The sequence below is a fragment of the Streptomyces sp. NPDC057280 genome (assembly GCF_042668605.1).
In the GTDB taxonomy this organism is placed as follows: Bacteria; Actinomycetota; Actinomycetes; order Streptomycetales; family Streptomycetaceae; genus Streptomyces.
The window spans coordinates 590,472-609,345 of sequence record NZ_JBHUYR010000004.1 but is presented as its reverse complement, the minus strand read 5'-3'; the positions used below and the strand labels follow the sequence as shown (position 1 = coordinate 609,345).

The 18,874-nt window shown below is 73.0% G+C and carries 17 protein-coding genes and 1 pseudogene; 10 read left to right on the top strand and 8 right to left on the bottom strand.

Annotated elements, in window-relative coordinates:
• Nucleotides 1-74 precede the first annotated feature (74 nt).
• From ACFUO4_RS26605 to ACFUO4_RS26595, 3 genes are all read left to right on the top strand, one after another.
• Nucleotides 75-680, top strand: a complete 606-nt coding sequence (locus ACFUO4_RS26605; protein ID WP_383489237.1) for a sulfite oxidase-like oxidoreductase — start codon at nt 75-77, stop codon at nt 678-680.
• Complete coding sequence (locus ACFUO4_RS26600) at nt 673-1,437, top strand: ferredoxin reductase (protein ID WP_383489234.1); 765 nt, start codon at nt 673-675, stop codon at nt 1,435-1,437. Before ACFUO4_RS26605 ends, ACFUO4_RS26600 begins: the two co-directional genes overlap by 8 nt.
• A gap of 104 nt (nt 1,438-1,541) precedes the next feature.
• Nucleotides 1,542-2,129: a hypothetical protein gene (locus ACFUO4_RS26595; RefSeq protein WP_383489231.1), complete on the top strand. Its 588-nt coding sequence runs from the start codon at nt 1,542-1,544 to the stop codon at nt 2,127-2,129.
• Between the two features lie 16 nt (nt 2,130-2,145).
• Here the strand turns inward: ACFUO4_RS26595 and ACFUO4_RS26590 are convergent, their stop codons facing one another.
• Nucleotides 2,146-3,528 carry an 8-oxoguanine deaminase gene (locus ACFUO4_RS26590; protein WP_383489228.1) on the bottom strand — a complete coding sequence of 461 codons (1,383 nt, stop codon included), beginning with the start codon at nt 3,526-3,528 and terminating at the stop codon, nt 2,146-2,148.
• Between the two features lie 102 nt (nt 3,529-3,630).
• Here ACFUO4_RS26590 and ACFUO4_RS26585 point away from each other — a divergent pair, with 102 nt between their 5' ends.
• The 3 genes from ACFUO4_RS26585 to ACFUO4_RS26575 all read left to right on the top strand — a co-directional run bounded on the left by ACFUO4_RS26585 (nt 3,631) and on the right by ACFUO4_RS26575 (nt 6,732).
• Complete coding sequence (locus ACFUO4_RS26585; RefSeq protein ID WP_383489225.1) at nt 3,631-4,599, top strand: acetylxylan esterase; 969 nt, start codon at nt 3,631-3,633, stop codon at nt 4,597-4,599.
• Between the two features lie 105 nt (nt 4,600-4,704).
• Nucleotides 4,705-5,871 (top strand): serine hydrolase domain-containing protein, encoded by a 1,167-nt coding sequence (locus ACFUO4_RS26580; RefSeq protein ID WP_383489222.1) that lies wholly within the window; start codon nt 4,705-4,707, stop codon nt 5,869-5,871.
• Between the two features lie 120 nt (nt 5,872-5,991).
• Complete coding sequence (locus tag ACFUO4_RS26575; RefSeq protein WP_383489219.1) at nt 5,992-6,732, top strand: GntR family transcriptional regulator; 741 nt, start codon at nt 5,992-5,994, stop codon at nt 6,730-6,732.
• Nucleotides 6,733-6,758: 26 nt separating this feature from the next.
• On the opposite strand, the gene ACFUO4_RS26570 is transcribed toward ACFUO4_RS26575, so the two are convergent.
• Nucleotides 6,759-7,490 carry a class I SAM-dependent methyltransferase gene (locus tag ACFUO4_RS26570; protein WP_383489216.1) on the bottom strand — a complete coding sequence of 244 codons (732 nt, stop codon included), beginning with the start codon at nt 7,488-7,490 and terminating at the stop codon, nt 6,759-6,761.
• Nucleotides 7,491-7,595: 105 nt separating this feature from the next.
• Here ACFUO4_RS26570 and ACFUO4_RS26565 point away from each other — a divergent pair, with 105 nt between their 5' ends.
• The gene (locus tag ACFUO4_RS26565; protein ID WP_383489213.1) at nt 7,596-7,994 is read left to right on the top strand and encodes a nuclear transport factor 2 family protein; all 399 of its coding nucleotides are present in this window, start codon (nt 7,596-7,598) and stop codon (nt 7,992-7,994) included.
• Between the two features lie 221 nt (nt 7,995-8,215).
• Here ACFUO4_RS26565 and ACFUO4_RS26560 read toward each other — a convergent pair whose 3' ends face one another.
• Nucleotides 8,216-9,136, bottom strand: coding sequence for a zinc-binding dehydrogenase (locus ACFUO4_RS26560; RefSeq protein ID WP_383489210.1), 921 nt, complete (start codon nt 9,134-9,136; stop codon nt 8,216-8,218).
• A gap of 101 nt (nt 9,137-9,237) precedes the next feature.
• Between ACFUO4_RS26560 and ACFUO4_RS26555 the strand changes: the two genes are divergently transcribed.
• The 3 genes and pseudogenes from ACFUO4_RS26555 to ACFUO4_RS26545 all read left to right on the top strand — a co-directional run.
• The gene (locus tag ACFUO4_RS26555) at nt 9,238-10,065 is read left to right on the top strand and encodes a class I SAM-dependent methyltransferase (RefSeq protein ID WP_383489207.1); all 828 of its coding nucleotides are present in this window, start codon (nt 9,238-9,240) and stop codon (nt 10,063-10,065) included.
• Nucleotides 10,066-10,308: 243 nt separating this feature from the next.
• Nucleotides 10,309-11,439, top strand: a complete 1,131-nt coding sequence (gene rho / locus ACFUO4_RS26550) for a transcription termination factor Rho (RefSeq protein ID WP_383489204.1) — start codon at nt 10,309-10,311, stop codon at nt 11,437-11,439.
• Nucleotides 11,440-11,553: 114 nt separating this feature from the next.
• Nucleotides 11,554-12,390, top strand: a pseudogene (locus ACFUO4_RS26545) (D-alanyl-D-alanine carboxypeptidase family protein); the annotation flags it as partial.
• Between the two features lie 59 nt (nt 12,391-12,449).
• Here ACFUO4_RS26545 and ACFUO4_RS26540 read toward each other — a convergent pair.
• From ACFUO4_RS26540 to ACFUO4_RS26520, 5 genes are all read right to left on the bottom strand, one after another.
• Nucleotides 12,450-13,826, bottom strand: a complete 1,377-nt coding sequence (locus ACFUO4_RS26540) for a glycosyltransferase 87 family protein (protein ID WP_383489201.1) — start codon at nt 13,824-13,826, stop codon at nt 12,450-12,452.
• Nucleotides 13,823-15,208 (bottom strand): polyprenol phosphomannose-dependent alpha 1,6 mannosyltransferase MptB, encoded by a 1,386-nt coding sequence (mptB, locus tag ACFUO4_RS26535; RefSeq protein ID WP_383489198.1) that lies wholly within the window; start codon nt 15,206-15,208, stop codon nt 13,823-13,825. The genes ACFUO4_RS26540 and mptB overlap by 4 nt, the downstream gene beginning before the upstream one ends.
• 71 nt (nt 15,209-15,279) lie before the next feature.
• Nucleotides 15,280-16,212 (bottom strand): glutaminase, encoded by a 933-nt coding sequence (locus tag ACFUO4_RS26530; RefSeq protein WP_383489195.1) that lies wholly within the window; start codon nt 16,210-16,212, stop codon nt 15,280-15,282.
• A gap of 49 nt (nt 16,213-16,261) precedes the next feature.
• On the bottom strand, nt 16,262-17,674 hold the full coding sequence (gene aspA / locus ACFUO4_RS26525; protein ID WP_383489192.1) for an aspartate ammonia-lyase: 1,413 nt from the start codon (nt 17,672-17,674) through the stop codon (nt 16,262-16,264).
• 112 nt (nt 17,675-17,786) lie between these two features.
• On the bottom strand, nt 17,787-18,803 hold the full coding sequence (locus ACFUO4_RS26520; RefSeq protein WP_383489189.1) for an asparaginase: 1,017 nt from the start codon (nt 18,801-18,803) through the stop codon (nt 17,787-17,789).
• Nucleotides 18,804-18,874 lie beyond the last annotated feature (71 nt).

Sequence of the window (18,874 nt, the reverse complement as noted above, 5' to 3'; positions counted from 1 at the left end):
TGTTCATACGGCCGCCACGATCGGGGCCCCTGACCAGGGGCGGAGCACACACGACGACAGCGTACGGTTGAACCATGAACGTCACCCGAGGCTTCACCGGACGCCCCCGCGTCCACAACACGGGGCTGCCCCCCGGCCAGTACGACGCGGGCGACGACTGGCCCGTGCTGTCCGCGGAGGTCACGCCGGAGCTGTCGCCGGCCGACTGGACCTTCCGTGTCGACGGGCTGGTCGAGGAACCCCGCACCTGGGACTGGGAGGAGGCGCACGCGCTGCCCGGTTCGGTGTACGAGGGTGACATCCACTGTGTGACGAGCTGGTCGAAGTTCGGCGTCCGCTTCGGGGGTGTGTCCCTGGACGCGTTCCTGGACGCCGTACGCCCGCAGCAGGCCGCCACCCATGTCGTCGCGTACTCGCACACCGGGTACACCACGAACCTGCCGCTGGCGGACCTCACCGGTGGACGGGCATGGCTCGCCTGGGAGTTCGACGGCGAGCCGCTGTCCGCCGAGCACGGCGGCCCGGCGCGGCTGCTGGTGCCGCACCTGTACTTCTGGAAGAGCGCCAAGTGGATCGCGGGGCTGCGGATCCTCGACCACGACGAGCCCGGATTCTGGGAGCAGAACGGCTATCACGCGCGGGGCAACCCGTGGGAGGAGCAGCGGTACTCCGGTGACTGACACCCTCGCGACCTTCACTCCGCCGACGCGGTTCGCCGTGCCCGGGCGCATCGCCGTGAGCAACCGTGCCGCCGCGCTGTGGCAGACGGCGACCCTCACCGAGATCCGCCGGGAGACCCCGCACGCCGCCACCTACCGGTTCGCGGTGCCCGCCTGGGCGGGGCATCTGCCCGGCCAGCACCTGATGCTGCGGCTGAGGGCCGAGGACGGCTATGTGGCCCAGCGCCACTACTCGATCGCCTCCGCGCCCGACGACGAGGGGCACATCGAACTGACCCTGGACCATGTCGAGGGGGGTGAGGTCTCGGGCTGGTTCCACACCGTGGCCAGGCCCGGCGACCAGGTCGAGGTGCGCGGCCCGCTGAGCGGCTTCTTCGCCTGGCCCGGCGACCGTCCCGCGCTGCTGATCGGCGCCGGCTCCGGCGTCGTCCCCCTGATGTCGATGGTGCGGCACCACCGGGCGCGGCGGTCGGACGTCCCCTTGCGCCTCCTGGTGTCCGCGCGCAGTCCCGAGGAGCTCATCTACGCGGGCGAGTTGGGCGCCGAGACGACGCCCGTGTTCACGCGGAGCGCGCCTGCGGGGGTGCCGGTGGGACGTATGGCCGCCGCACATGTGGCGCCGCTCCTGGCCGAAGCCCCGGAGGGTGGGTGGGAGGCCTATGTGTGCGGGTCCAACGCCTTCGCCGAGCATGCGTCGCGGCTGCTGGTGGCGGCCGGACAGCCGGTGGACCGGATCCGGATCGAGCGCTTCGGCTGACCCTTCCCGAGGCCGCGCGCACCTACGGCCTCGGGGGGACAATGGCCTGCGTACGGGGTATCGGAGGCCGATGTGGGCACTCGCACCAGTGCGAGGAGGTCGACATGCGAACCCGGGTCCCCGGCTGGCGCTGGCGGCACAATCCGCTGCGGCGCCGGTCGGACGTCGTCGAGGCGTGGACAACGCTGGTCGTCGTCCTGCTGCTGTTCCTCGTCGCGCCTCTCGCCGGAGCTCTGACGGCCCGGTGGGCGCACTCCGAGGCGCAGGCGGCGGCGGTGTCCCAGCGCGCCGACCGCCACAGCGTGCGCGCCGAGGTCGTCGGCGGGATCCCGAACGAACTGCCCACCGTGCAGGGCAGCCGGGCGCACACCTTCCGCACGACGGTCACCTGGACCGAGCCGGGTGAGGGACGCCGGACGGCCACCGCCCGGGTGCCGGCCGGATCGCGCGACGGTGACATGGTCACGGTGTGGTTCGACAGCCGGGGGCGCAACGTCCCCGAGCCGACGGACGCCGTCGCCGTCTGGCAGCACACCGTCACCATGGGCGTCTGCGCGACCGCCGGGACGGTCGGCGTGATCCTCCTCGGCCGGCTCGCCGTACGCCATGTGGCCACGCGTCACCGCCTCGCCGAGTGGGAGGCCGAGTGGGCCCGCACGGAACCGGAGTGGACACGCCGCCGGCCGGCGTGAGCCGTGCGGACCTTCCCTACCCGTCGATCCCCTGCATCCGCCGCGCCACCCTCCCGTGGTCCCGCAACGCGTCCCGCAGTCCCGGCAGCACCGGCTCGCCCCGATCCACCAGCACCCGGCCCGCGACCACCGTCGTCCACGCGCGAGCCGGTCCGCAGCGCAGCCACGCCTCCACGGGGTCGGTCAACGCGCCCGCGAGGGCGATCTCGTGGAGGTCCCAGACGACGAGGTCGGCGCAGGCGCCGGGGCGCAGGTGGCCGATCTCGTCGGCGCGGCCGAGGCAGCGGGCCGAGCCGACGGTGGCCATGTCGAGGGCGTCCCGGGCGGTCATGGCGCCGGGGCCGCCCCGGTAGCGGCCGAGCAGCAGGGCGCCCCGCGTCTCCATCCAGAGGGAGGCGTGGTCGGTGGAGGCGGAGCCGTCGCAGCCGATGCCGACGGGCAGGCCGAGTTCGCGCATCTCGCGCACCCGGGCCGTGCCGCCGCCGATCAGCATGTTGGAGCTGGGGCAGTGGGCCACACCGACGCCCGCGTCCGCCAGGCGGCGCAGCTCGGCGTCGTTCGGGTAGATGCAGTGCGCGACCCAGGTGCGGTCGCTCATCCAGCCGCAGTCCTCGAAGTACTCCACGGGCCGGCAGCCGTACGTCTCCAGGCAGTACGTGTCCTCGTCGTGGTCCTCGGCGAGATGGGTGTGGAGGCGGACGTCATGGCGCTCGGCGAGTTCGGCGGTCGCCGTCATGACCTCCTTGGTCACCGAGAACGGCGAGCAGGGTGCGAGCGCCACCCTGATCAGGGCGCCCGGTGCGGGGTCGTGATGCGCTTTGATCAGCCGCTCGCTGTCGGCGAGCACCTCGTCCGTCGACTGCGTGACGCTTTTGGGCGGCAGTCCCCCGTCCTCGACGGACCGCGTCATCGAGCCGCGGGTGGCGTGGAAGCGGAAGCCGATGTCACGGGCGGCGCGGATCTCGGCGTCGACCAGGCGCGGACGCGGGTGGACGTAGAGGTGGTCGGAGGACGTGGTGCAGCCGCCCATGAGGAGTTCGGTCATGCCGACGTACGCCGACACATAGGCGGCCTCCTCGTCGAGGGCGGCCCACAGCGGGTAGAGCGTGGTCAGCCAGTCGAAGAGGGAGCCGTTCACGGCGGGGGCGTAGGAGCGGGTGAGGTTCTGGTAGATGTGGTGGTGGGTGTTGACCAGCCCGGGCGTGACCAGCCGTCCGGCGGCCGACACGGTCGTATCGGCCGCGGGTTCGTTCCCCGCCGTTCCCACGGCGGTGACCCGACCACCTGCTATGGCCACCCAGCCGCCCGGGATCTCCCGCTCCCCGTCCACGACGAGCAGGTCGGCGTCCCTGACCAGCAGTTCGACATTCCGAACAGGCACTTCGGAGGCAGCTGACATGGCGCCATCGTAGGCCCGCGACCGGGCGGAAGCCTGGCGATTCGTCGGACCACCCACGTACCGTGTGATCACCCGCACTCCTCATCCCAAAGGCGGTCCTACATGGCCCTGTTCGACCTTCCCCTCGATGAGCTCCGCACGTATCGCAGCACTTCGCCGGAGCCCGAGGACTTCGACGCGTTCTGGTCCAAGACCCTCCAGGAGGCCCGCCAGTACGACCTGGACGCCCGCTTCGAGCCCGTCGACACGGGGCTGTCCACGGTGCGGGTGTACGACGTGACGTTCGCCGGGTTCGGCGGTCACCCGGTGAAGGGCTGGCTGATCCTGCCCGACGGAGCGGAGGAACCGCTCCCGGTCGTCGTGGAGTTCATGGGGTACGGCGTCGGGCGCGGGCTGCCGCACGAGCATCTGCTGTGGGCCTCCACGGGCCGGGCGCACTTCGTGATGGACAGCCGCGGCCAGGGCAGCGGCTACGGCGGCGGGGGCGCCACGGCCGATCCGGTCGGCGCGGGGCCCGCCTACCCCGGTTTCATGACCCGGGGGATCGAGTCGCCCGAGACGTACTACTACCGCCGTCTGTTCACCGACGCCGTGCGTGCCGTCGAGGCGGCCCGCTCGCATCCGCTCGTCGACGCCGCGCGCACCGGCGTCACCGGCATCAGCCAGGGCGGCGGCATCACCCTCGCGGTGGGCGGCCTGGTGCCGGACCTGGTGGCGGTCGCGCCGGACGTGCCGTTCCTGTGCGACTTCCCGCGTGCGGCGACCGTGACGGACCGTCACCCGTACCGCGAAATCGGCCTGTTCCTCAGGACGCATCGCGGCCGCACCGAGGACACCCTGCGCACCCTCTCCTACTTCGACGGCGTCCACTTCGCCGCGCGCGGCAGCGCCCCGGCCCTCTTCTCGACGGCCCTCGAGGACGCGACCTGCCCGCCCTCCACCGTCTTCGCCGCCTTCAACAACTGGGGGCACGAGGACCGGGAGATCGAGGTGTACGACTTCAACGACCATGAGGGCGGCGGCCCTTACCAGGAGGCGGCCAAGCTGCGCTGGCTGCGCTCGCGCCTCTGACGGACGTCGCACACCTTCCCTCCAGTCCGACCAGTCGGTACGTTCAAGGGGCCCGGGTCGCAGCGTCGCGGCCCGGCTTTCCGGTGTGCGACACGGAGGCGGCCCATGTCCGAGCACGACCCCCTGGTCCAAGGCCACTGCGACGAGCGGTTCGCGGCCGTGCGGACCGCGTTCGAGGAGAACTTCCGGGACCGCGGCGAACTGGGCGCCGCCGTGGCCGTGACGGTCGACGGCCGGACCGTGGTGGATCTGTGGGGCGGCTGGGCCGACACGGCACGCACCCGCCCCTGGGAGCGGGACACGCTGGTCAACGTGTGGTCGACGTCGAAGGGGCCGACGGCCCTGTGCGCCCACGTCCTCGCCGACCGGGGACTGCTCGACCTCGACGCGCCGGTGGCCGCGTACTGGCCGGAGTTCGCGGCGGCGGGCAAGGAGAAGGTGCTCGTACGCCATCTGCTGTCGCACCGGGCCGGACTGTCCGGGCCGCGTGAGCCGCACTCCCTCCAGGAGCTCTACGACTGGGAGTTCACCACGCGCCGGCTCGCCGCGACCGAGCCCTGGTGGGAGCCCGGGACACAGTCCGGGTATCACGCGCTGACGTACGGCTTCCTGGTCGGGGAGGTGGTGCGGCGCGTGTCGGGACTGCTGCCGGGGGCCTTCCTGCGCCGGGAGGTGACCGGGCCGCTCGGCATCGACTTCAGCATCGGTCTGCCGGAGAAGGAGTACGGCCGGGCGGCGGAGCTGGAGCACATGGCACCGCCGGCGAACGACCGACAGGGTGCGGCGGCCGTGCAGTTGCCGCCCCTGGCACTCGCCGCGCTCGCCAACCCCCTGATGGGCGCGGCGGAGGCCAACACGCCCGCGTGGCGGGCCGCGGAGATCCCGGCCGCCAACGGGCACGGCACCGCGCGTGCGGTGGCCCAGCTGTACGGGGTCTTCGCGGGCCGGGGGACGTGGGACGGCCGTCGTGTGCTGTCTCCCGGGGCGGCCGAACGGGTGCGCGAGGGGCAGGGCGGTTGCCGCGACCTGGTGCTGGGCGCCGGCCTCGGCCGGGACACCGAGGTGGCGCTCGGCCTGTGGCTGAGCGGCGAGAGCGGGTCGTACGGACCGAACCCGCGCGCTTTCGGACACGACGGCTTCGGAGGTTCCTGCGGTCTCGCGGACCCGGAGGCGGGGGTGTCGCTCGGGTACGTCATGAACCGCATGGGGCCTCAGATCGCCGACGACCCACGGAAGATGGCCCTCGTCGAGGCCCTCTACAGCGTCCTGTGACGGGCGGTCCGGTTTCGGCCGAACCGGCGGCCCGCCCTTCCCAGGTGGTTTAGACCAATGCTAGATCTGGTGGCGCAACGAGTCCGCACGGCTACGGCACGTCACTACAGGAGGCGCGGCATGGCCCGCACCACCCCGCACCAGATCCAGGACCAACCGCTGTACCGGAAGGTCGCCACGCAACTCCTCGGGGAACTGCGCGACGGCACCGTCCCGCCCGGTGAACGGCTGCCGGGCGAGCGGCGGTTGGCCGAGCGCTACGGTGTCAGCAGGGAGACCGTACGGCAGGCTCTGGAGGTGCTCCGGCACGCCGGCATGGTCGCCACCGACCGGCGCGGCAGCCACGCCGCCCTGACCGGGGAGCCGGTCCGGGCCCCGTCCGCGCTCGCGTTCCCGGTCGGCGCCGCCCCCGCCGTCGCGGCCGACCGGGCCACCGTCACCTGGGAGACTCCCCCGCCGGAGCACGCCGAGGCGCTCGGGCTCGCCCCGCACCGGCCGACGCTGGTGCACCGCTACGAGGCGGCGGGCACCGGCGGCCGCCGCACGGCCGTGACGTCCTTCTCCGCGGTGGCGCTCGCCGAGGTCGAGGAGCTGGCCCGGTACCGGGACCGGGCCGACGGCACCGCCTCGGCACAGCTGTGGCGGGCGTACGACTGGATGCGCCGGGCGGGGCTGACCCTGCACCACCGCGACTCCATCACCCCGCTCGCGGACTCGCCCGCGGTCCGGGTGACCCGGCGGGTGCACGACCAGTACGCCCGGCCGCTGGAGATCACCGACCTGGTGCTCGATGCCCAACAGGACGCCTTGGTCTACGAGTTCACGCTGCCGGCCGACGGAAGCACAGCCGCACCGCGTTGACCCCCGGTCTCGTGGGCGGCGGCTCTTCAGCCGGGCAGGTTCGCCACGACCAGGCGTACCCGCGGGCTGCCGTCGCCGCGGCGCCCGAACTCGGGCAGGGCCTCCAGTTCGACGCGGAAGCCCGCGGCCTCCAGTTCCCGGCGGACGTCCGCCGGCCGGAAGGCCCGGTAGTACATGACGAACGGCGGCCGCCAGAGGGCGTTCCGCACCCGCATGACCAGGTCGAAGCCGAGGAGCATCCAGTATCCGAGGGACCCCGGGCGGGGCGGGGCGACGACGGGGAACGCGAAGCAGCCGCCCGGTCGCAGCACGGAGCGGACCTGACCGAACAGCCCCGGCAGCTCGCGCGGCAGGAAGTGCCCGAACGCCCCGAAGCTGACGACGAGGTCGAAGGCGGGGCCGAACGGCAGGGCGCGGGCGTCGGCGCGGACCCAGTCCACGCGTGGCCCGGGAGCGACGGCTCGCACGCGCTCCCGGGCCACGGCGAGCATCCCGTTGCTGAAGTCCACTCCGGTGACACTCTGACGGCACACCCGCGCGAGCACCCCGGCTCCGGCACCGGTCCCGCAGCACAGGTCGAGGCCGGCGTCGAAAGGCCCCCTGCGGGCCAGGGCCCGGCCGACGGAGTCCAGCACGGAGTCGGGCGTACGGAACGGCGTGTGGTCGAACTTCGGGGCGAGCAGGTCGTAGCCGTGCTCCACGGACGACAGGGCCTGGACGGCGAGTTCGCGCAGGCTCGGGCCTTCGGGGCTGAACATCGCGTCAGCTTAGGGGAGCGCCCGCCCGCCCCCGTGGACATCCCGTCCTCCGCGGTCTACCCTCAAACGCACTTACTCAATTAATTGACTATGAGGTGGGATCGGATGCGTGCTTTCCGCGAGGCCGTCGAGGCCTGGGACTTCGACGCCGTCGAGGCGCTGCTGGCGGAGGACGTCGTCTTCACCAGCCCGGTCGTCTTCAAGCCGTACCCCGGAAAGGCGATCACCGCGGCAATCCTGCACGGCGTCTCGCGGGTCTTCGAGGACTTCCGCTATGTGCGGGAGATCGAGGGCACGGACGGCGAGAACCACGCCCTGGTCTTCGAGGCACGGGTGGGCGACCGTACGCTCACCGGCTGCGACTTCCTGCATGTCAACCGTGACGGTCTGATCGACGAGTTCACGGTCATGGTCCGCCCGCTGTCGGGCGCCCAGGCCCTGGCAGAGGCGATGGGCGCCCAGTTCGCGCGGATCGAGGAGGAGGCGCGGGCGCGACTCACGTGAGACGGCCGCGCCCGCACCGGTCGGCGTGATCGCCCGGCGTGCCACGTGTCGAGCGCGGCCACGGCGCCCGCCGAAGGTCTCGGTCCCGGCGTCCAAGCCATTCGCGCGCAGGGGCCTGCCGGACGGACAGGCCGTGCGGCTGGTGTGCGGCTCAGTCGGCCAGGAGCGGGCGGCGTCTCTCACCGCTCTCGCCAGACCGGCCGGTGCCCCGGGCGGCCGGCTCAGCCGATGTCCAGCACCGCCTTCCCGCGCAGCCGGCGCTCGCTCAGCGCCGCCACGGCGTCCGCGATCTTGTCCCACGGGCCTCGCCAGCCGACCGGAACCCGCAGCTTCCCGGCGGCGACCAGGGCGAGCAGACGGTCCAGCTGCGCGCGGCGGTCGGTGAGTCCACCGCCGTTGTAGACCGACACGATCGACCGCGGCGCGGGGCTCCCCAGCGTGGAACCGACCGGCAGCACCGCGTCCCCGCCGGACGCCCAGCCGACGCTCTGCAGGTTGCCGCCGGAGGCCAACAGGCCGTAGGAGGCGGCCAGTTGTGCACCGCCCACGTTGTCGATGACGATGTCGACCGGCTTCGTCACCTCCTCGGGGCCGGACACCGCCTCGTCGGCCCCGAGCTCCCCGACCCACCGGCGCCCGTCCTCGGAACCGGCCACGCCGATGACGTACGCCCCGCCGAGCGCCGCGAGTTGCACCGCGAAGCCGCCCACCCCGCCGGACGCGCCGGTCACCAGGACCCGGCGGCCGAGGAGCGGTCCCGCCTGTTCCAGCGCGCGCAAGGCGGTGCCCGCAGCGACGGGCAGGGCGGCAGCCTCGCCGAGATCGACGCCGTCCGGGACCACGGCCAGGTCGGCCACGGCCAGGGCACGCAGCGCGGCGAATCCGCCGCCCTCCCCGAACCCCACGACCCGGCTGCCCACAGCGGGCCCCGTGCCGTCCGCGGCGGCCCGTACGACCACGCCGGACGAGTCGAAACCGATCACCTCGCCCGGTACGCCACGCTCCGCGAAGAACAGTTCGGCAGCGTTCAGGGAGCTGTGCCGGACCTCCACCAGGACCTGCCCCGGCCCGGGTGCCGGTTCCGGCGCCTCCCCCGGGCTCAGCCGTCCGGGCGCCTCCGGGTCCACGATCAATGCGCGCATTGCCAGTCCCTCCGGTCGTCATCGGCCATTCGCCGACCCCAACCGTGGCCGATCCGGACTTCTTCCCCCCGCTCCACGGCCGTTGCCGCTTGGATGGCTTCATGACCACCGACGAGCACGCGCGGTTCATGCGGGCCAACCAGGCGAACTGGGACGCCCGCACACCCGTCCACCTCGCCAGCCGCTTCTACGGGCTCGACCAGGACCTGGACCCGGCCCGCTGGTTCGCCGGGTTCGAGTGGGACGACCTCGGCGACCTGTCCGGCCGCGATGTGCTCCACCTCCAGTGCCATCTGGGCACCGAGACGATCGCCTTCGCCCGACGCGGCGCCCGCGCGACCGGCCTCGACTTCTCGGCGGCCTCGGTGGCGGCGGCGCGGGACATCGCGGCGAAGGCGGGCGTCGACGTCGACTACGTACAGGCCAATGTCTACGACGCCGAAGCGGCCCTGGACGGGCGGCGGTTCGACGTCGTCTACACGGGCAAGGGCGCGCTGTGCTACCTGCCCGACCTGGAGCGGTGGGCGGGCGTGATCGCTCAACTCCTCCGTCCCGGTGGCCAGTTGTACGTCGTGGAGTTCCATCCCCTGCTCAACTCCCTCGGCCCCAAACCCGGCCCGGGAGAAGGGCCGGAGCTGCTGCTGCGCCACGACTACCTCGGCGGCGCCGGGGCCGTGCGCCGGGACGCGACCCACACGTACACCGACGGGCCGGCCGTCGAGGGGGCCACGGACAGTTACGAGTGGATGCACGGAATAAGCGAGGTCCTCAACGCGTTGGTGGAGGCAGGACTGACCGTCCGGCGCCTCACCGAGAGCGACGAGCTGCCGTGGCCGCGCTGGCCGCAGATGGTCCGCACCCCCTCCGGCTGGTGGCGGCTCCCCGAGCCGCGCATCCCGCTCCTCTACGGACTCCTCGCCACCCGCTGAACCGGCGTGGTACGGTCCTGCTAGCACTTGTGTACGCCCGGTTGCGGGCGCCGGTGCCAGTTCCCTCCACAGTTCGCCGGTCGGCGCACTCGCCGTACCGGCTTCTTCTCACCGCCTCGTGACCAACGGGTCCGACGGCTGGTTTCCCCGCCGCTCGAAGGCGCTGTGTCCGCCTTCCTCTCGTCGCGGCCTCTCTCCCTTCCGCATGCCTCATGCCGTACGTCCGTGAAAGGACCCACCACCATGACCACCACACTCGAACACCCCCCGATCCAGCAGGAATCCCCGGTCCGCGCCGTCACCGGCGTCCTCGACATCGACGCCGGCGGCAAGGGCCACCTGCGCTCCGCCGACCTGCTGCCGCAGCCCACCGACCTCCAGGTCTCCCCCGCGCTGATCCGCCGTCACGGCCTGCGCAAGGGCGACCTCGTCGACGGTGTCCGCGGCACCCAGCGCGCCCTCACCGAGGTCGCCCGGGTCAACGGCCGCGCCCCCGACAAGAACCGTCGCCGCTTCGGCGACCTGACACCGCTCCACCCGCGGGAGCGCATCCGCCTCGAACACCCCGCGTCCGGTCTGACCGGCCGCGTCACCGATCTGCTGGCCCCCGTGGGCAAGGGCCAGCGCGGCCTGATCGTGGCCCCGCCGAAGACCGGCAAGACGGTCCTGCTGCAGCAGATCGCGGCGGCCGTCGCCGGCAACCACCCCGAGTGCCGGCTGATGGTGGTGCTGCTCGACGAGCGGCCGGAGGAGGTCACCGACATGCGGCGCTCCGTGCGCGGCGAGGTGTACGCCTCCACCTTCGACCGGGCGCCCAAGCAGCACATCGCGCTCGCCGAGTTGGTGATCGAGCGGGCCAAGCGGCTCGTCGAGGCCGGCGAGGACGTCGTGATCCTGCTCGACTCGCTCACCCGGCTGTGCCGGGCCCACAACAACGCGGCCGCGGCGGGTGGCCGCACGCTCAGCGGCGGCGTGGACGCGACCGCGCTGATCGGCCCCAAGCGCTTCTTCGGCGCCGCCCGGCTCGCCGAGGAGGGCGGCTCGCTCACCATCCTCGCCACCGCCCTGGTGGAGACCGGCTCCCGTGCCGACGACTTCTTCTTCGAGGAGCTCAAGAGCACCGGCAACATGGAGCTGCGCCTCGACCGCGAACTCGCCGCCCGCCGGGTCTTCCCGGCCGTCTCCCTCAACCCCTCCGGAACCCGCCGCGAGGAACTCCTCCTCTCCCCGGCCGAGTTGACGGCCGCACGGGGTGTACGCCGGGCCCTGCGCGACAAGGACGGCCTGGAGACGCTCCTGGCACGCATGCGCGAGACCCCGGACAACGCGACGTTCGTCCACCGCATCCAGCCGACACTGCCCAGCACGGCCTGACGCCTCGTCGGCCCGTCCCGACCCACGGCCGGCCCATCCCCCGTCCGGGTGCTAGCGCGGCCCGTACGGCCCGGGCAGCACCGCGTCGAGCAGGTCCGTTTCTAGTTTTGCGGTATGACCATCGGATTTCCTTCCCGGGCTGTCGCGTCGGCCTGCGCGCTGTGCACGGCGGGTCTGCTCGTGCTCGCCCCCGCCGCGGCCGTCGCGTCCACCGGCTCCGACCCCGACGCGCCCGGCGGGCCGCAGGCCTCCGCCCCGCAGCCGCGGTTGCTGTACCGCTCCGGCACCCAGGTGCGGCCCGTCAACCGGGCACCGCGTCTGCCGGACGTGTCCGCGCTGTCGTGGCTCGTGGCCGACGCGGACAGCGGGGAGGTGCTCGCGGCGCACGACGCGCACCGCAGGCTGCCGCCGGCCAGCACACTCAAGACGCTGTTCGCGCTGACCGTGCTGCCACTCCTGCCCGCCGGCATCCGGCACCGGGTGGGGGACGACGAACTGGCCGACGTCGCCGACGGCAGCAGTCTGGTCGGGGTGCGGGAAGGACAGACGTACACAGTCGCCGATCTGTGGCGCGGGGTGTTCCTCAACTCCGGCAACGACGCCGTGCACGTCCTCGCCGGGCTCAGCGGCGGCTGGCGCTCCACGGCCGTCCGGATGCAGGCCAAGGCCCGGGCGCTCGGCGCCCTCGACACCCATGTGCGGTCCCCGGACGGGTACGACACGCCGGGTCAGGTCTCGTCCGCCTACGACCTCGCCGTCTTCGGGCGGGCGGGGCTGCGCAACCCCGACTTCGCCCGGTACTGCCGTACCGCTCAGGCGCGGTTCCCCGGGGGCGGCGGCTGGTCGTACGCCATCCAGAACACCAACCGGCTGCTCACCGGCGCCGACGGCGTCGAGCCGTACGACGGGCTGGTCGGCATCAAGAACGGCTACACCAGCCACGCCGGCAACACCCTCGTCGCCGCCGCGAAGCGAGGCGGGCGCACGCTCGTCGTCACCGTGATGAACCCTCAGGCGGGCGGCGGCTTCGCCGTGTACGAGGAGGCCCGGGAACTGCTCGACTGGGGGTTCGGCGCGGCCGGTCGCGTCGCGGCCGTGGGGTCGCTGGACGCCCTGCGCGGCAGACCGCGGCCGGGCCCGGCCGCCGAGCCCGTCGCCGCCGCGACCGTGCCGGAACGCGGGCCCGACTGGACACGGGCTGGAGTGATCGTCGGCGCGTCGGCACTCGGTGCGGGCGCCGTCGCCTTCGCCCTGCGCGCCAGGAAGGGGCGGGCGGCGCGCGGCTGACCGGTCGGCAGCCACAGCAGCAGACCGAGCGTGATCCAGGTGTACGTGTTGCTGCCGAGGAACCCGTCGACGCCGGACGCGTCGTCGAACCACAGCCACACCACGCTGGTGCACAGCACCGCGTACAGGGCGCCCGCCACGCGCGCGTGCCCGGCGCGCACCAGCACGGCGAAGGCCGGCAGCAGCCACACCAGATGGTGCACCCAGGTGATCGGGCTGATCAGACAGGCGGTCAGCCCGGTCAGCGCGAACGCCGCCGTCCACTCCCCCGCGACGGCCGCCGCCCGCGCGCGGACCGCCCAGACGCCGAGCGTCAGCAGGACCGCCACCGCCCAGACCGCCCGGTCCGTCTCCCCCAGCCGCGCCAGAATCCCTTGCAGCGACTGGTTCGAGACGTAGTCCAGGCGTCCCACCCGCGTCGTGTCCCACATCGCCTGGGTCCAGTAGAAGCGGGAGGCGTCCGGGGCCGCCCACACCGCCAGGGCGGTGGCCCCGCCGGCCACGGCCGTCGCGACCGCGGCGGCCCGGCGGCGCCCGGCCAGCAGCAGAAGACCGATGAAGAGCGCGGGCGTGAGTTTGACCGCCGCCGCCAGACCGATGCCCCAGCCCGCCCACCGGCCCCGCCCGCGGGCGAGCAGCCAGGCGTCCGCCAGCACCAGGGCCAGCAGCAGGAGGTTCACCTGGCCGAAGCTGAACGTGTCCCGCAGCGGCTCGAACAGGGCCAGCGCGCACACGGCGAGGCCACAGCCGTACCAGCCGAAGCGCCTCAGCGGCCGTCCGCTCAGCACGCGCGCGACGACAGCCGTGGCCGTCGCGTTGAGCAGCACGGAACCCGCGATCACGGCGGGCAGCGGCAGCACCGCCATCGGCAGCATGGCGACGGCGGCGAAGGGCGGGTAGGTGAAGCCGTACGTGGTGCCGGGCACCCGGTAGTCGTAGATCCGTCCGCCGTGACGGACCCAGCTGTCCACGGCCCCGTAGTAGACGCGCAGGTCGAACCAGTCGCGCAGCAGCGGCACGGTCGCGGTGAAGACGGTGACGGCGGTGGCGAGCGCGAGGAGCAGCAGCAGTCGCCCGCGGTCGGTGCGGGGCGGGTTCATGCCGTACGGCCCCACGCCGGTGCCCGGTCCGTCTGGTGGGCCTGCCACAGGACGACCACGGCCAGGACGCCCCCGGAGACGGCCAGCACCAACTGGCCCGCGTCGGCCGGTCCGCCGCTGGGCAGGGTGGCCAGCGCGAGGACACCGGTCACGGCCGCCACCCGGTGCCGTACCGAGGCGGTGGGTGCCGCGGCGGCGATGAGGAACAGGCCCCACAGGGCGTACCAGGGGCGGATCGCCGGGCCGAACGCGGCCACCGTGGCAAGGCTCAGGCCGAGCGCGTACACCGGGCGTGGCCGCAGCCGCCACCAGATGACCGCCACGAGGCCCGCGGTGAGGGCGATGCCGAGTGCGTGCCAGGCGGGAACGGCCAGGGGTGCCAGGTCGCTGCCGAGGTGTTCCAGGAGGGCGCCGGTGGCGCGGCCGAGGAGGCTGGTGAGGGCCCAGTTCTGGGGCGACACCGGCGTGCTGAGGGCGCGTATCCAGCCGTACCCCGTACCGGCGGCGGCCGTCGCGACGACCGTGGTGGCCGCCGCGGCGAGAGCGGTGGTCACCACGGCCTTCGCCGGCCGCCGGCCGGTCCGGGTCTGGAGCACGACGACCGCGGCCAGCCCGAGCACCGCGGGCGCCTTGACCAGCGCGGCGAGCGTGACGAGCACGGCGCCCACGACCGGCCACCGGCCGAGCGCCGCGACCAGGCCCGCGCCGAGCAGCCCAAGCATGATCGCGTCGTTGTGGGCGCCCGCGACCAGGTGGAGCAGGACGAGCGGGTTGAGGGCGCCGAGCCAGAGCGCCGCGGCCGGGTCGGCGCCGCTGTGCCGGGCGAGCCGGGGCAGCGCCGCCGCCATCAGGGCCACACCGGACAGCGCGACGAGGCGCATGCCGAAGAGGCCGGCCGGGAGCTCGCCGCGGGTGAGGCCGGCCAGCGCGGAGGCGACGGCGAGGAAGACCGGGCCGTACGGCGCCCCGGTGTGCCGCCAGATCGGGGCGACCTCGTCGGCGAGCGGACCGCCGAGCTGGGCGGGGCCGTGCGCGTACACGTCCATGTGGGCGTCGACCATGGCGCCCTGGGCGAGGTAGCTGTAGACGTCGCGGCTGAACAGGGGCGGGGCGAGGAGGAGGGGCGTCGCCCAGAGCGCCAGGACGAGGAGCAGTGCGCGCGGAGTCGGCGCCTCGGGGGTCCTGATCAGCCGGCCCAGCAGCGCCCAGGCCGCGAGCAGCAGGACGACGCCGAAGTAGACGCTGACGAGACCGACGGCGGCGTGTACGGAGGCGGGGTTGAGGAGCTCCCGCACGGGGAGGGCGCCGGCCGTTTCACCGCCTGCCGCGAGGACGGTGGTTCCGGCCAGGCCGAGTATCCGGCAGCGGCGTAGGTCGACCACGCTGGGAGCGTTGCGCTGTCAGATGGCCGGAAACTGACGGGGGTGTGGCACGCCTGTGTCGAGAGGACGCCCTAGAAGACCGACAGGCCGGTCAGCGTCGTGAACCGGTCCAGCGCCGCCACGCCCGCGACCGAGTTGCCGCGTTCGTCGAGCCCCGGGCTCCACACGCACAGCGTGCACCGCCCCGGCACCACCGCGATGATGCCGCCGCCGACCCCGCTCTTGCCCGGCAGCCCGACCCGGTAGGCGAACTCGCCCGCCGCGTCGTACGTCCCGCAGGTCAGCATCACCGCGTTGACCTGCTTGGCCTGGCTGCGGGTGAGCAGCCGGGTGCCGTCGGCGCGGATGCCGTGCCGGGCCAGGAAGCCCGTCGCCAGGGCCAGGTCGGCGCAGGAGGCCGTGAGGGAGCACTGCCGGAAGTACTGGTCGAGCAGGCCGGGCACCGGGTTGTGGATGTTGCCGTACGACGCCATGAAGTGGGCGAGCGCGGCGTTGCGGTCGCCGTGGGCCGACTCGGAGGCGGCGACCTCCTCGTCGAATTCCAGCTTGGGATTGCCGCTCTCCGCGCGGAGGAACGCCAGCAGCTCGCCCGCGGCGTCTCCGGTACGGGTCAGCAGCCGGTCGGTGACGACGAGGGCGCCCGCGTTGATGAAGGGGTTGCGCGGGATGCCGTTCTCGTACTCCAGCTGGACCAGGGAGTTGAAGGGGTTGCCGGAGGGCTCGCGGCCCACGTGCTCCCAGAGTTCGTCGCCCTCGCGGGCCAGGTCGAGGGCGAGGGTGAAGACCTTGGTGACGGACTGCGTGGAGAACGGCTGCCGCCAGTCCCCCACGCCGTACACCGTGCCGTCGAGCTCCGCGACGGCCATGCCGAAGCGGCGCGGGTCGCAGGCCGCGAGCGCCGGGATGTAGTCGGCGGGGCGGCCCCGTCCCGGGGTGCGCTCGATCTCCTCGGCGATGCGCTCCAGGACCGGCGCGAAGGTCAGGGTCGAACTCATGATCACCATTGTGCCTCCGGGCCGGTCGGGACGCGCTTCCACCAGGTGCGGGAGGGGATCAGGCCAGGGCCTGCCCGCTGCCCGCGACGACCTCGGGCCGCAGCAGGTCGGCGAGCGTCTCGGCGGGCAACAGCCCCTTCTCCAGCACCAGTTCGGCCACGCCGCGGCCGGTCACGAGGGCCTCCTTGGCGATGTCGGTGGCGGCCTCGTACCCGATGTGCGGGTTGAGGGCGGTGACCAGACCGATGGAGTTCTCCACGCTCGCGCGCAGCTTCTCGGTGTTGGCGGTGATGCCGTCCACGCAGCGCTCGGCGAGGGTGCGGCAGGCGGCGCCCAGGTGCGTGATGCTCTCCGACAGGGAGTGCAGGATGATCGGCTCGAAGGCGTTCAGCTGGAGCTGTCCGGCCTCGGCGGCCATGGTGATGGCCACGTCGTTGCCGATCACCTCGAAGGCGACCTGGTTGACGACCTCGGGGATCACCGGGTTGACCTTGCCGGGCATGATCGACGAACCGGCCTGCACGGGCGGCAGGTTGATCTCCCCGAGCCCCGCGCGCGGCCCCGACGACAGCAGCCGCAGATCGTTGCAGCTCTTGCTCAGCTTGACGGCGATCCGCTTGAGCACACCGGACATCTGGACGAACGCCCCGCAGTCCTGGGTGGCTTCCACCAGGTTGGCGGCGGTGACGAGCGGCAGCCCGGTGATGGCGGACAGATGCCGCCGCGCGGCCTCCGCATACCCGGCGGGGGCGTTGAGCCCGGTCCCGATGGCAGTCGCCCCCAGGTTGATCTCATGGATCAACTGGACGGCCTCGTCAAGACGGTTGCGGTCCTCGTCAATCATGACGGCGTACGCGGAGAACTCCTGACCGAGCGTCATCGGCACCGCGTCCTGCAACTGTGTACGGCCCATCTTGAGCACGTCACGGAACTCGACCGCCTTGCGGGCGAACGAGTCCTGCAGTACAGCCATCGACTTGAGCAGTCCACGGACCGCGAAGACCGTCGCGATCTTGACCGCGGTCGGGTAGACGTCATTGGTGGACTGCCCCAGATTGACGTCCTCGTTGGGGTGCAGATGCCGGTACTCGCCCTTCGCGTGCCCCAGCAGCTCCAACGCCCGGTTGGCCACGACCTCGTTGGCGTTCATGTTGGTCGAGGTGCCGGCCCCGCCCTGGATCACGTCCACCACGAACTGGTCGTGCAGCTTCCCGTCCCGGATCTCCCGGCAGGCCTCGACGATGGCGGCGGCCTTGCGCGGCTCCAGCAGCCCCAGCTCCTCGTTGGCGAGCGCGGCGGCCTCCTTGACGGCGGCGAGGGCGTCGATGAGGTGCGGGTAGGCGGAGATGGGCGTCCCGGTGATGGGAAAGTTCTCGGTGGCCCGCAGGGTGTGCACACCCCAGTAGGCGTCGGCGGGGATGTCCCGGTACCCGAGGAGATCGTGTTCGCTGCGGGCGACGACGGAGGTCATGAGCTTCGGTTCTTCCTTCTGCAGGGGAGCTGAGGTCTTTTAGGGGCGCGGGGAACTGCGCGACCAGCCACAGACCGGCCCGCAGTCGCAATTCATCGAGCGCGGCACATCCTTAGGCGCAAGCAGAAACCACCACGGGCTCCAGCGACCGAACCGGCCGCACACACCCCACTGGCTCCCCACCCCCGAGCAGCGCCTCGCCCTGAAACTCGGTGAGCAGCTCCGGAGAAATCCCGGCCCACGCAAGCGCCGCCGCCGCCACAGGAATCCGCGCCCGGTTCGCCCCGTCCGCGATCTTCACGGCAACCGCCCGCCCGTCGGGCAGCGCGGCGACCTGAACACCCTCGAACCCGTCCTTGGCGAGCAGCCCGGGCACGGCCCGCATCAGCGCGGCGACGTCCCGCCCCGCCCCGGACGCCATCTCCGGATGCGCACGCATCGCGTCGGCGACCCGCGCCTCGGGCGTACCGGGCACGGCGGCGGCGATCCGCGAGAGCGCACGGGCGAGCCCGTTCAAGGAAACGGAGAACAAGGGCGCCCCGCACCCGTCCACCGTCACGCGCGCGATCCGCTGCCCGGTGAGGTCCTCGACGATCTCGGCGATGGCCTGCTGGAGCGGATGCGAGGGGTCCAGATATCCCTCGAGCGGCCACCCGTTCAGCACGCAGGTGTACAGCATCGCCGCGTGCTTGCCGGAACAATTCTGGGCGAGCCGCGAGGGCCCGCGCCCCGCCCGCACCCACTCGTCCCGTACGGCCGGGCCGAACGGCATGTCCGGAACGTTGCGCAGGGCGTCCTCGGACACCCCGGCCAGCTCCAGGATCCGCCGGGTCCCGGCGAGATGCCGCTCCTCGCCGGAATGGCTCGCGGCGGCCAGCGACAGCAGCTCGCCGTCGAGCGGCAGCCCCGCCCGCACCATGGCGACCGCCTGGACCGGCTTGAGCGCCGAGCGCGGATAGAACGCGGCCTCGATGTCGCCGAGCTGGAACCCGACGCGGCCGTCGGCGCCGAGGACGACGACGGAACCGTAGTGGATGCCCTCCACGACCCCGCCGCGTATCAGGTGGGCGACGGGGGCGTGGAGGGGCTCGCGGATCAGGGGTGCGTCCGCGACGGAACTGATCGACATGACTGCCTTCTAGGGGTGCGCCGCGCGGATCACGCGTGGCCGCCGGTGGGGTGGATCTCGGCGCTCACGTG